Genomic DNA, 12,755 nt, shown 5'->3' with positions numbered 1-12,755 from the left:
ACAACGAGCAAATGGCGTCAGATCGGTTGTCACGGCGAGAGTTCCTCAGGGGGACAGCGGCGGCCGCGCTCGCGGCGGGCGCGGCGGGATGTGGTTCGAACGACCGGGAGACCGCGACCGGAACGGACGACGGGCCCGGGACGCGCGTCGACCCCCGGACGGAGACGGCCGCTCCCACCCCCACCGACAGCCCGACGCCCACGGGGACCCCGACGGCGACGCCCATCCCCGAGGTCGTCGCCGAGTACGGGGACCAGTTCGACAGGATCGTCAACATCGCCGACGCCGGCGCGGACAACACGGGATCGGAGCCGATCAACGACGTGCTCACCGACGTGGTCGAGGACGACACGCTCGTGTACTTCCCGGCCGGCCGGTACAGCCTCGACTACCTGGAGATCGAGGACACCAGCCGGTTCGGGTTCGTCTCGATCCCTCACGAGGAGAGCGTCATCGTCCCGTCCGGCCCGGTCGAGGAGATCGGGAACCACTTCATCGACTTCGTCGGGGTCGACGACATCCTGCTCGACGGGCTGCAGTTCGACTTCACCGAGTCGGGGTACGGCGGCGCCGTCCGGGTCATCGCCGAGGGGAACGTCGTCGCACGGGACCTCCGGACACACGGCCCGCTGCCCGACCGGAACAAGGAGGACAAACACGTCGTCTACCGGTTCGAGGTCGGGGACCCGAAGGCGAAGGGGCTGGTCGAGCGGATCGTCGCCAGGGACGGCGGCCACGACGGCGGCAACGGCGTCGGCATCTTCGTCGGCAAGGCCCACGCGGGCACGCTGACGTTCCGGGACTGCGAGATCGCGAACTTCCCGAACAACGGCCTCTACGCGTCGGCGCCCGGTCAGACCATCGACGGCTACACCGGGAACAACGGCACCGTCCACGTCCGCGGCGGCCGCTACGAGAACAACAACATCTCGAACGTCCGCATCGGCTCGACGGGGTCGACCGTCAAGGACGTGACCGTCGTCGTCGACAAGGTCCCCCCGGCGCCGTCCCAGCGACGCCTGAACGTCCGCGGGATCCGCCTGCGCGTCCGGAGCGACCAGCTGGTCGAGAACTGCACGATCAGGATCGGCGAGGACGCCGGCACGGGGTTCGGCGCCATCTCCTACCACCCGATGCACGGCAGTTCGACGGTCCGGGACACCGAGATCCGGGTCGACAGGGACGGGTACAACGCCATCGACGCGACCGACTCGAGTCGGGGCGGCACCGAGAAGCCCCTCCGGTTCGAGAACGTCACCATCACCGGCTCCGCCGCGGAGGGCGCGGCCATCCGGCTCGCCGACCGCCCCGAGTCGGTCGTCCGGAACTGCCGGATCGAACAGTCCGGCAGCGACCGCCGAGGGATCGTGCTCAGGGACTCCCAGGACTGTCTCATCGCGGACTCCACCATCCAGGTGACCGGCGACCCGATCCGGACGCGAAACGCGTCCGTCAACCGACAGAACCTCACCATCGAGGCGCCGGCGCCGGACGGCGCCGAGCCCGCGGCGGACGACTGATACGGTCGGTTGTAACTGGCGACCGGTGGTTCGCCGGGCGGTCCGCTCGCTCGTGCCCGGTAACGACCGCTTACGGGGAGTAAGTGTTCCCTTCCCAGTCGCCGTCCGGGCGGGGCTTCCCGAGACGGCGGCGGCCGTTCGGTCCGACGGTCGCCCGGTTTCGGGGCCGCGACCGCGTGACCGAGCGTCCCGCCCCGGCGATTATCTGGTAACCACCCAGTACGCAATCGTATCCAACCCCCGACGATCCGGCCGTATCGGGTAGTCTCCCCGCAGGTACCCTTTTCTCGGTAGCTTTGTCTTACCGGAGAGTATGGTGAGCGGGAACCAGAACGAACGGGACAGTATCGAGGACTTACCCGACCGGGATCGGTCGGGCACCGGGCCGGTCGGACGGCGGTCGTTCCTGAAGCTGACCGGGACGGCCGCGGCGGGGTCACTGGTGGCCGGACAGGCCTCCGGGGCGCCGACGACGCGGACGCTCGAGATCATCTCGACGGAGGCGCCGTCCGAGATCGGGGACCTCTCGGTGAACTACGAGTTCACCGCCACGGGCGAGATCACCCCGGACACGGACAACGGCCGCAACTCCGCCGAGCGCAACGACTCGGTCACCGAGAACGACGACGGCACCTGGACCGCGACGGGCAAGACCGGCAACGGGTTCGGTGACGCCTACACGGTCCGGGGGCGCGTGACCGAGTTCACGGCGTCGGGGTCGTTCGAACTCCGTCTCGACGGCGAGACGGTGACGGCCGACGAGCTCGTCTCCGAGTACGAACACGCGATCGAGGTGGTGACGACGGAGGACCCCTCCGAGCTGGACTACACCTTCACGACCACCGGCGAGATCGCCCGAAACACCGACAACGGGAACCTCTCGGCCGGGAACAACGACTCCGTCTCCCAGAACGACGACGGCACCTGGACCGCCGACGGCTACACCGGCAACGGCGACGGCGACTCCTACTTCTTCGACGGGGAGCTCACTGAGTTCGGTCCGGTCGAGGACTTCGTCGAGATCCGCGTCGACGGCCGGGTTATCGACCTGGGCCAGTTCGAGCCCCAGCGCCGCCACGTCGAGGTCGTCACCACCGAGGACCCCTCCGAACTGGACTACACGCTGACGACGACCGGGGAGATCACCCGCGACACCGACAACGGCAACCTCTCGGCGGGCAACAACGACTCCATCTCCCAGAACGACGACGGCACCTGGACCGCCGACGGCTACACCGGCAACGGCGACGGCGACTCCTACTTCTTCGAGGGCGAGATCGCCGACTTCGGCCCGGTCGAGGAGTTCGTCGAGGTCCGCGTCGACGGCGAGGCCATCGACCTGAGCCGGTTCACGCCCGACCGCCACCACGTCGAGGTGGTGACGACGGAGGACCCCTCGGAGATCGACTACCGGCTGACGACGACCGGGGAGATCACCCGCGACACCGACAACGGGAACCTCTCGGCGGGCAACAACGACTCTATCTCCCAGAACGCCGACGGCACGTGGACCGCCGACGGCTACACCGGCAACGGCGACGGCGACTCCTACTACTTCCGGGGCGAACTGGCGTCGTTCGGCCCGGTCGAGGAGTTCGTCGAGGTCCGCGTCGACGGCGAACCCGTCGACCTGGAGCAGTACCGCCCGGAGCCGAAGACGATCGAGATCCGCACGACCGAGGACCCCTCGGAGATCGACTACACCTTCACGACCACCGGCGAGGTCACGAAAGACCCCGACCAGGCGGAGGCCAACGACTCGGTCACCCAGAACGACGACGGCACCTGGACCGTCGACGGCTACACCGGCAACGGCGCCAGCGACGTGTTCACGTTCAGGGGTTCGCTGGAGTCGTTCGGACCGGTCGTCGACCACGCCGACGTGCTGATCGACGGGGAGGTCGTCGACATGAGCGACTACGAGACGCAGTCGACGAGCCCCCTCGTCGGGGGCGGCGACGGCTACTCGGGCACGATCCCCGAGTCCGAGGCCGACTTCGTGGTGTCCACGCGCGGCGAGTTCGAGCGCGCACTCGCGGACGCGTCCAGCGGCGACGTGGTCTACGTCGACGGGAACGCGACCATCGACGTCGGCGCGCAGGAACTCACCGTCCCCTCGGGCGTGACGCTGGCCTCCGACCGCGGGATCGACGGCTCCGACGGCGGGGAGATCACCGTCGACGTGGTCTACGGCGAGGGCCCGCTCCAGATCCGCGACGACGTGCGGGTCACGGGCGTGCGCGTCACCGGCCCGAACCCCGAGTACATCGAGTACCGGCGGCCGGTCCACAGCGGGATCACGGTCAAGGGCACCGACTGCGAGATCGACAACGTCGAGATCTCCGGGTTCACCTACTGCGGCGTCAAGCTCCAGGAGGCCGCCTACGTCCACCACTCGCACATCCACTCGAACGCGATGGGCGGGCTCGGCTACGGGATCTGCTGTAACGGCACCGGCGGTCACACCCTGGTCGAGTACAACCGCTTCAACCTCAACCGCCACTCCGTCGCCAACCGCGGCGAGGCCGGCTACACGGTGCGGTACAACCACTTCGACGAGGACGCCGTCGCCTACCAGGTCGGGACCCACCGCCCCGGCGGCACCACGCTCGAGATCCACCACAACACGTTCGTCCCGACGCTACACCTCAACTCCGGGGAGGACCCCGAATCGCACGTCAGCATCCGCGGCGTCCCCGAGGACGTGGCCGACATCCACCACAACTGGTTCTACAGTCCGGTGGAGCCCGACCCCGGCCGCGGGACGGAGTCGGTCATCCAGCCCCACGTCGAGGACGAGTTCCAGAACGTCGAGCTGAGCGACAACCACTACGGCTCCGACGAGCCGCCGTCGGACGACATCGGCTGTCCCTGAGGACGGCCGGCCTCGGTCCAGTTTCTCCTCCCTCGGCTCCGTCTCCCTCTGCCTCCTCTCCTTCCCTGTCTTCTCTTTTCTCTGTCTCGCGTGCGCGAGAGGGATCAGTCCTGCCCGATCGGAACGTCGGTAATCAGCCCCATCGGATCGACGGCGCCGGTAATCGGCCGTTTCTCACGCTCGGGCGCGCCGGTCCGCGAATCGACGCCAGCGGGCCCACAGTCCCGGAGGACCCGCCGTCGGGTAGGAGCCGCTTACGCCGGGACGCCCCAACCCGCAACTATCGGGCGCGTATCGGTACGCAACCGGCGACGAAACCCGACCGTCCGGTACCGGGGGCGCAGGTAGCCTTAATTCGGAAGCTGGGGCTTACCGAGATATGGCGCAAGGTAGCCAGGATGGCACAGACGGCGACGACACGCGAACCGACCGTAACCGGAGCTTACCGGACAGTTCGGGGGGGCTCGGCCGGCGGTCGTTCCTGACGGCCGCGGCGGGGGTCGCCGCGGCGCCGCTGCTCGCCCGGGCGGGGCGGGCCCAGGAGAGCGGGGACGGGAACGGAACGGGGTCGACCCGGCGGCGGATCGAGGTCGCGAGCACCGGCGGCGGGGCGGTCGACTACGAGCTGACGACCACCGGGCAGATCTCGCGGGTCAAGGGCGCGACCGAGGGCAACGACGCGGTCGCCGAGAACGACGACGGCACCTGGACCGCGAGCGGCACGGTCGTCGGTCTGGGTCGCGACGCCTACACGTTCGAGGGTCGGATCACGTCGTTCACGCCGACGCAGGGACCGTTCGTGGTCCGCGTCGACGGCATCGAGCTGGACCCGACGACGCTCGCGAAGGAGGGGACGGTCGCGAAGCTGCCGGCGGCGAAGGACCTGCTCGGCGGCGGCGAGGGGTACCCGCGGACGGTCCCGAAGTCGGCCGCCGACGTGGTCGTCGCGAACGTCGACGAGCTGGAGTCGGCGCTGTCAAGCGCGTCCAGCGGCGACGTGGTCTACGTCGACGGCGACGCTACGATCAACGTCGGTCAGCGTGAATTGACGGTCCCCTCGGGCGTGACGCTCGCCTCGAACCGGGGCATCGACGGCGCCCCCGGCGGGGAGATCACGGTCGACGAGGTCTACGGCGAGGGGCCGCTCATCCCGCAGGCGAACGTGCGGGTCACGGGCGTGCGCGTCACCGGCCCCAACCCCGAGTACGTCGAACACGACGAGCCGGTCCACAGCGGCCTCGCGGTCAAGGGCCCCGGCTGCGAGATCGACAACGTCGAGATCTCCGGGTTCACCTACTGCGGCGTCAAGCTCGCCGAGTGGGCCTACGTCCACCACTCGCACATCCACTCGAACGCGATGGACGGCCTCGGCTACGGCGTCTGCTGCAACGGCACCGGCGGCGGGACGCTCGTGGAGTACAACCGCTTCAACCTCAACCGCCACTCGGTCGCCAACCGCGGCGAGATGGGCTACGAGGTCCGCTACAACCACTTCGGCGACAAGGCCGTCGCCTACCAGGTCGGGACCCACCGCCCCGGCGGCACCACGCTCAAGATCCACCACAACACGTTCGTCGCCACGAAGCACATGAACTCCGGGGAAGACCCCGAATCGCACGTCAGCATCCGCGGGGCGCCCGAGGACGTGGCCGACATCCACCACAACTGGTTCCACAACCCGACGAAGCCGGCCCCGGGACGCGGCACGGAGTCGGTCATCCAGCCGCACCTGGATGAGTTCACGAACGTCGAACTGTCGGACAACCACTACGGGCCGGACGAACCGCAGTCGGACGATATCGGCTGTCCGCGATAGCTGATCCAGGAGCGTCACCCCCTGACCCGGCCCTCCACGCACCGCCCGACCGGGTACTGTCAGACTGACTCAGGTCGGGACCGGCGCCGCTCGGCGGCGCCGACGGGATTCTCCGCGCCCGGCTCGCCGCCGGGCCACGCGCCGTGACGGTTACAGGTACCCGAGTTCCTCCAGGCGGCTGGTCATCCGCTGTTCGGCCTGTTCGGAGATGTCGTCCGAGCCCAGCTCGGCCTCGCGGGCCACGTGGTCCTCGACGATGCCGCGCAGTCGCTCGACCACCTCGGGGTGGTCGTCGGCGACGTTCTCCAGTTCCTTCGGGTCCGAGTCGAGGTCGAACAGCTGGCACAGCTCGCGGCTGCGGCCCTGGACGTACTTCCAGCCGTCGTAGCGGACGGCGTCGAGCCACCGCTCGCGCTCGCCGGAGGCGCCGACCGCCCGCGCGTGGGCCGGGCGGTGCTCGATCTCGCCCGAGAGGATGTCCTGCCCGGACACCTCGTCGGACGGCTCCAGCCCCGCCGCCGACAGCAACGTCGGGTAGATGTCGACCGAGCGCACCTGGTCGCCGACGCGGCCCGCCGAGGGCACGCCCGGGCCGGCGACGGCGAACGGGACGCGCGTCAGGAAGTCGTAGACGTGGTAGCCGTGGCCGACGCGGTGGAAGGCGTTGGGGAACTCGACGGCGCTGAACGTCCGCAGGGAGTTGTAGAGGTCCTCCGTCTCGATGCCGCGCGGGCGGAGGTACTGGTCGTACACGTCGCTGCGGACGTTGCGGACGCGCTTGTCGGTGAAGGGGATCGGGACCTGGTTGAACCCGATGATCGAGGCGCGGTGGCGGTAGGTCCCGTCGGCGATGGCCTCGCCGTGGTCGCCGGTGACGGCCACGACCGTCTCCGTCAGGTCGACGACCTCCAGCAGCCGCTGGAGCTCCTCGGCGACGCCGCGGACGCTCTCGTCGTAGTCGACGGCGTCGTCGTCGGCGTCCGGCGGGAGGTCCCGCTGGATGTGGGCCTCCCAGAGGTGGAGGTACCGGAACCAGGGGTCGTCCGCGTCCGCGAGCTCCCGCCGGTACTCGTCGAACCAGTCGGTGTAGACGGTGGTGTCCCGCTCGCGGTAGTCGTAGCGGTCGAACCCCCTGTCGAGGTCGGTGTCGCTGGTGATCGGGCCGGTGACCGACGCGGCGGTGTCGTAGCCGGCGGCATCGAACCGCTCGGCGAGCGTCGTCGCCCCGTCGGCGAGCGAGAAGTCACGCAGCGAGAGGACGCCGTGGGCCGGCGGGTACGTGCCGGTCATGTAGCTGGCGACGCAGGGGGTCGTCGACGACGCCGCGGCGACCATCGTGTCGAACGCCGTCCCCTCGCGTTCGAGGAACTCGAAGAGGGGTTTCTCGGCCCCGTAGTCCCCGAAGGCGAAGTCACTGCGAAGCGCGTCGATACAGACGAACAACACGTTGGGCCGATCCCTGTCCATACGCGGTCCGACCGGACTCGCACCAATAGCTATGATGGCCGTAATGCTCCGATACGCGCGTCTTACTCGCCGGTAACGGCCGTTTAACAAGGGGGAGCGGTTCCGGACGGGGGAGTGATGACTCACCTCCGCGCGAGTCGGCCGACCCTCGGCCGGCCCATCCTCCGGCCGGTGGTCCGATCGGGCCGCCGGCGCCCGCGCGAGTCGGTCGGACAGCGTCGACAGGTCCCCGTCGCCCGTCGGACCGGGCGGCGTCGCCGCGTCCGCGAGGCGCGGCGGCGGTCCGCCGCGGTCGCCCCGACGTAGCTCATGAACCTGCGTGACTCCATCCTGAAGCTGTTCTCCGGCAGTATCGTCCTCGCGCTCGTCGAGTTCGCCGCCATCGCCTGGTTCACGCAACGGCTCGGGACCGGCCCGATGGGGTCGTGTTTCGTCTTCCAGGCGGTCGTCGGGATGCTCGGCATCCCGATCGACCTGGGCATCTCGAAGGCCAGCGAGAAACAGCTCTCGGCGGAGGCGCCGACCGGCGAGGTGCTGACCACCGCCGCCCTCACGAAGGTGGCGCTGATGCTCCCGTGGATCGCCGCGCTGGTCCTGCTGACGCCCCACGTCGAGTCCTACGTCAGCGTCCAGGGGGCCGTCCCGCTGGTCGTGGTCGGGCTCGTCGCCGCCCAGAGCCGCGGCCTGTCGCTGCGGCTGCTCGCGGGAGAGATGCGCGTCGACAAGAACGCCGCGCTGAAGGTGCTCGGCAAGCTCACCTGGGTGGCCGTCGGCGTCGCGCTCGTCGAGCAGGGCTGGGGCGCGAAGGCGCTCATCGTCGCCTACGTCGCCGGGCGGTTCGCGACGGCGCTGGGCGCGCTCGTCCGGATGGATCTGTCGGTCGGGCTGCCGAGCTTCGCTCGGGCGCGGAGCCTCGTCGACTTCGGCCGGTACGTGTTCATCGGGAACGTCGGCGGCTTCGTCTACCAGTGGATGGACGTGGCGATCCTCCGGCTGTTCGTCGGGGTCGACCTCGTCGGCGCCTACGAGATCGCCTGGCGCGTCGCCAGCGTCGCGATGATGCTCACCCAGGCGATCCGCACGTCGCTGTTCCCCCAGATCTCCCAGTGGCACTCCGAGGACCGCATCGACGAGATCGAGTCCGCCTTCCGGAAGTGGCTCCAGATCCCGCTGTACATGACCATCCCCGCGTTCGCCGGCGCGGTCGTGCTCGGCCGCGACGTGCTCGGGAGCCTGTTCGGTCCCGAGACGGTGGTCGCCTACCCCGTCCTGGTCGTCTTCATGACCGAGAAGATCCTGCGGTCGGTCCAGCTCGTGCTCGGCCCGTCGCTGTTCGCGATGGACAAGCCCAGCCTCGGCTACCGCGGGAGCATGGCCGCGATCGTGGTGAACCTCGTGCTGAACCTCGCCCTGGTGCCGCAGTTCGGCATCCTCGGGGCCGCCGTCGCGACCACGCTCTCGGCGGCGACCGCCGCGGCGGTCGCGCTCACCTACGTCACCCGGTTCGTCGACGTGGTCGTCCCCTGGGGCCGGATCGCCTGGAGCACCGCCGCGGCGACGGTCATGGGGCTGTCCGTCTACGCCCTGCGCCCGCACCTCCCGGGCGGCTGGCAGCGCGTCGCCCTCGGCGTCGCCGCGGGCGTCGCCATCTACGCGGCCCTCCTGCTCGCGAACGACGGGATCCGCCTGGAGATGCGCGGCGTCGTCGAGGACGTGACCGGGTCGCTGTCGTGACGGCGGTGACGGGCGGCGGCGTCGAAGATGCCCGACGCGGGGCGGCGCCCCCGTCCGCCCCGCCGGTTCGGTCTCCCTCTCGCCTTTCGTCGACCGCCCGACAGATATCGGTCGGTGGGACGTTCTGTCGACCCGAATCGACGTCTCGCGGCCGTTATACACTCTTTTCCGGGCGAGACTCGGGACCGCTCTGGGTGCGACGCGGCGGTACGTTCGGGTTCGAACGGCGTAGCCGCATCATTACAATGGGAGATTGGGGGGTGAGTGGGGATGTGAACGGGACCGATATCATCACACACCCGAGGGGTTCGAGCGACCCGGGCGGGCCGAGCGCCGAGGTCGGCCGCCCGTCCGCGTCGGCGCGACCCGCGAGCGGCGCCCAACGGCCGGTGGTACGATAGATGGTCCGAACGCTCCAGCTGGTCACGTCGCGGCGGCCCTTCTTCGAGCAGCAGGTCGAGGTGCTCGAACGCAACGGCGTCTCCTGTACCGTCGTGGCGGTGCCGGGCGACAGCCACGGCCGCTCGGTCGCCGACTACGTCCGCTTCTACAGCCGGGTGCTGCGGGCCGCGTCCGGGCGGGAGTTCGACCTCGTCCACGCCAACTACGGGTTGACCGCCCCGGCGGCGCTCGCACAGCCCGTCCGGCCGGTCGTGCTGTCGCTGTGGGGCTCGGATCTCCTAGGCAACTACGGCCCCGTCAGCGAGCGCTGCGCCCGCTTCGCCGACGAGGTCGTCGTCATGTCCGACGAGATGGCCGCGGCGCTCGACGGCGACGCCGCCGTGGTCCCCCACGGGATCGACACGGACCGATTCGCGCCGGAACCGCAGGGCGAAGCCCGCGAGGCGGTCGGGTGGGACGGGGACGCGAAACACGTCCTCTTCCCGTACGACACCGGCCGCGAGGAGAAGGACTACCCCCGGGCCGAACGGGTGGTCGAGCGGGCGCGCGAGGCGGTCGACGACCGGGTCGAACTCCACGCGGTGTCGGGCGTCCCCCACGAGACCGTCCCGACGTACATGAACGCCGCGGACGCCTTGTTGTTGACCTCCGAGCGCGAGGGGTCGCCCAACGCCGTCAAGGAGGCGCTCGCCTGTAACCTGCCGGTCGTCGCGACGCCGGTCGGGGACGTCCCCGACCTGCTCGACGGCGCCGACTGCTCGCGGGTCGGCGCCACCGACGCGGAGCTGGCCGAGGGGCTCGTCGCGGCCCTCGCCGACGCCGACGAGCCCACCGGCCGCGAGCGGGCGCGGGCGTTCGGTCTCGACCGGATGGGCGAGCGGCTCCTGTCCGTCTACGACAGCGCGCTCGACGGGGGGGTGACGGCGGCGTGAACCGCCGTCCGACCGCCTGGCTCCCGACCGGCCGGTTCGACCTCGTCGTCGCCGTCGCCGGGCTCGTCCTCGCGCTGGGACTGCTCCCGCTCGCCGTGCTGACCTCCTCGGTCTACGTGCGGACGGTCCCGGTCGTCCTCGGGCTGGCCTGCGGGACGTACCTGTTCTCGGTCCGCAGGGACCTGGCCGCCGACCGGCGCCGGTGGACGCTCGACGCGAGCGGCCTCGCGGCCGCCGAGCTGACCGGGATCGGGCTGATCGCGGTTGTCACCCTGGCGGTCCTCGAGGGCACCCGGACCCTCGGCGTGCTCGTCCTGAGCGGAGCGGTCGGCGCCGCGATCCTGCTTCAGATCGCCTTCCTCGCCGACGACGCGCTCGACGAGCGGCTCGTGCTCGCCCAGGTCGTCGCCCACGCGTTCGCGGTGCGGTTCACCGGTATGTTCACGACGCCCGGCTTCGTCGGCGTCGACAGCTGGGAGCACACCCTGCAGTTCGCCGCGTCGGTCCGGGAGGCCGGGTCGCTCGGGGCCATCGCCGGCGAGAAGTACTTCTTCGCGCCGGTCCACCACCTCGTGAACGTCACCGGGTCGGAGCTGCTGGGCGTCCCGCTGCGCCTGAGCCTGTATCTCGTCCTCGGGAGCGTCGTCGTCCTCTCGGTGCTGCTCGTCTACGGGACCGCCCGTTACTTCGTGGACGCCCGCTGGGCGCTGTTCGCGACCGCCGCGTTCGCGATGACCGACCAGGCGATCCGGTGGGGGATGCACGTCATCCCCACCAGCCTCGGGCTCGTCTTCTTCCTGGCGATCGTCTTCGCGACGACCCGGCTCCTCCACGCCGAGACCGGGCTCGCCGACTGGGCGGTCCTGCTCGGCTGCGTCGTCGCCATCACGCTCACTCACCAGGTGTCGTCGTTCGTCTCGCTGGTGTTCGTCGGGTCGGCCGTGGTCGCGCAGGTGCTCGTCGGGCACGTCGACTGGGCGACGCCGTCCCGCGGGGTGACCGGGTCGACGACCGTCGCCGAGTCGGGCGACCCGATCACCGACGGCGCCTCCGGGACCGTCTCCAGCGTGGTCCCGCTGCACGGCGTCTTCGTCTTCCACGCGCTGTTCACCGGCGGCGTCTGGGCGGTCACGCCGACGGCCGGCACGTCGTTCATCAGCCGGATGACCGCCCTCCTGCTGCGGACGATCCGCACCTCCGCGGGGTTCCTGAACCTCGCCGGGCCGGAGGGCACCGCCGGCGCGAGCGCCGCCGGCGGGGGCGGGCCGACGACGACGCTGATGGCCAGGGTAGCGACGTACCTCGACGCCGTCGGGTTCCTCCTCATGCTGTTCGTGGCGGTGCTCGGGAGCCTCGTGCTCGTCCGGCGCCACCGCTCGCCGCAGGCGTCGCACACGGTCGTGGTGGGCATCGGCGCGATGCTGTTCTTCGCGCTCGGGCTCCCGCTGTTCGGCATCCGCACGTTCCTGCCCGGCCGGTGGTTCGCGTTCGCCTACGCGCTGATGGCCATCGCGGGCGCCGCCGGCCTGCGGTACCTCGGACTGCAGTTCTCGGCGCGGGCGGCGACCGCCGCGCTCGTCGTCCTCCTGGCCGTCTTCCCGTTCGCCATGGTGACCGCGAAGAAGGCGACGCTGGACGACCCGACGTTCGACGAGCAGTGGTCGAAGTACGCCTACACGGAGTCGGAGATCGCCGCCATGGAGACCATCGGCGCGACCACGCCCGCCAGCGAGGAGGTGGTGTACACCGACCACCCGTGGCGGACCGCGTTCAAGAGCAGCGGCGCCTTCTTCAGCGACACCGTCAACCTCTCCCGCGTCGACGGGACGGACCCACCCTACGACCGGGTCGTCTACCGCGACTACCAGTCCACGGGGGCGCCCATGTTCGTCACCGAGGGCGGGTTCGCGGTGACCCGGCAGGTCGACCGCGACCAGATCTGCCCCGTCGGCAGCAACCGCGTCTACGACAACCAGAACGCCGAACTCTGCACTCGACCGGGGACCTGA

At 70.3% G+C, this 12,755-nt stretch carries 7 protein-coding genes; 6 read left to right on the top strand and 1 reads right to left on the bottom strand.

The features are described 5' to 3' along the window. Positions 1 to 11 precede the first annotated feature (11 nt). The 3 genes from ACMGFI_RS10375 (at position 12) to ACMGFI_RS10365 (ending at position 6,211) form a co-directional block, all read left to right on the top strand. Entirely contained in the window at positions 12 to 1,520 is a 1,509-nt protein-coding gene (locus ACMGFI_RS10375; protein WP_436909436.1) for a right-handed parallel beta-helix repeat-containing protein, read from the top strand. 313 nt (positions 1,521 to 1,833) lie between these two features. After that, a complete protein-coding gene (locus tag ACMGFI_RS10370) occupies positions 1,834 to 4,395 on the top strand; it encodes a hypothetical protein (RefSeq protein ID WP_436909434.1) in 2,562 nt (853 codons plus the stop codon). A 379-nt stretch (positions 4,396 to 4,774) separates the two neighbouring features. Then, the gene (locus ACMGFI_RS10365; RefSeq protein WP_436909433.1) at positions 4,775 to 6,211 is read left to right on the top strand and encodes a right-handed parallel beta-helix repeat-containing protein; all 1,437 of its coding nucleotides are present in this window, start codon (positions 4,775 to 4,777) and stop codon (positions 6,209 to 6,211) included. Between the two features lie 150 nt (positions 6,212 to 6,361). On the opposite strand, the gene ACMGFI_RS10360 is transcribed toward ACMGFI_RS10365, so the two are convergent. Further along, a complete protein-coding gene (locus tag ACMGFI_RS10360; protein ID WP_436909432.1) occupies positions 6,362 to 7,678 on the bottom strand; it encodes a sulfatase family protein in 1,317 nt (438 codons plus the stop codon). A gap of 309 nt (positions 7,679 to 7,987) precedes the next feature. On the opposite strand from ACMGFI_RS10360, the gene ACMGFI_RS10355 reads away from it, so the two are divergent. The 3 genes from ACMGFI_RS10355 to ACMGFI_RS10345 all read left to right on the top strand — a co-directional run bounded on the left by ACMGFI_RS10355 (position 7,988) and on the right by ACMGFI_RS10345 (position 12,755). Next, on the top strand, positions 7,988 to 9,412 hold the full coding sequence (locus ACMGFI_RS10355; RefSeq protein ID WP_436909431.1) for an oligosaccharide flippase family protein: 1,425 nt from the start codon (positions 7,988 to 7,990) through the stop codon (positions 9,410 to 9,412). Positions 9,413 to 9,813: 401 nt separating this feature from the next. Beyond that, complete coding sequence (locus ACMGFI_RS10350; protein WP_436909430.1) at positions 9,814 to 10,746, top strand: glycosyltransferase; 933 nt, start codon at positions 9,814 to 9,816, stop codon at positions 10,744 to 10,746. Then, positions 10,743 to 12,755 (top strand): hypothetical protein, encoded by a 2,013-nt coding sequence (locus tag ACMGFI_RS10345; protein ID WP_436909429.1) that lies wholly within the window; start codon positions 10,743 to 10,745, stop codon positions 12,753 to 12,755. The genes ACMGFI_RS10350 and ACMGFI_RS10345 overlap by 4 nt, the downstream gene beginning before the upstream one ends.

It is taken from the genome of Halosimplex marinum, assembly GCF_051414075.1.
Taxonomy (GTDB): Archaea; Halobacteriota; Halobacteria; order Halobacteriales; family Haloarculaceae; genus Halosimplex; species Halosimplex marinum.
This window is presented reverse-complemented; position numbering and strand designations above follow the sequence as displayed.

What these genes read in the sequence shown, in the direction of transcription:
- ACMGFI_RS10350 (WP_436909430.1), top strand. Translation starts at nt 9,814, where the DNA reads ATGGTCCGAACGCTCCAGCTGGTCACGTCGCGGCGGCCCTTCTTCGAG.
- ACMGFI_RS10360 (WP_436909432.1), bottom strand. Translation starts at nt 7,678, where the DNA reads ATGGACAGGGATCGGCCCAACGTGTTGTTCGTCTGTATCGACGCGCTT.
- ACMGFI_RS10365 (WP_436909433.1), top strand. Translation starts at nt 4,775, where the DNA reads ATGGCGCAAGGTAGCCAGGATGGCACAGACGGCGACGACACGCGAACC.
- ACMGFI_RS10355 (WP_436909431.1), top strand. Translation starts at nt 7,988, where the DNA reads ATGAACCTGCGTGACTCCATCCTGAAGCTGTTCTCCGGCAGTATCGTC.
- ACMGFI_RS10375 (WP_436909436.1), top strand. Translation starts at nt 12, where the DNA reads ATGGCGTCAGATCGGTTGTCACGGCGAGAGTTCCTCAGGGGGACAGCG.
- ACMGFI_RS10370 (WP_436909434.1), top strand. Translation starts at nt 1,834, where the DNA reads ATGGTGAGCGGGAACCAGAACGAACGGGACAGTATCGAGGACTTACCC.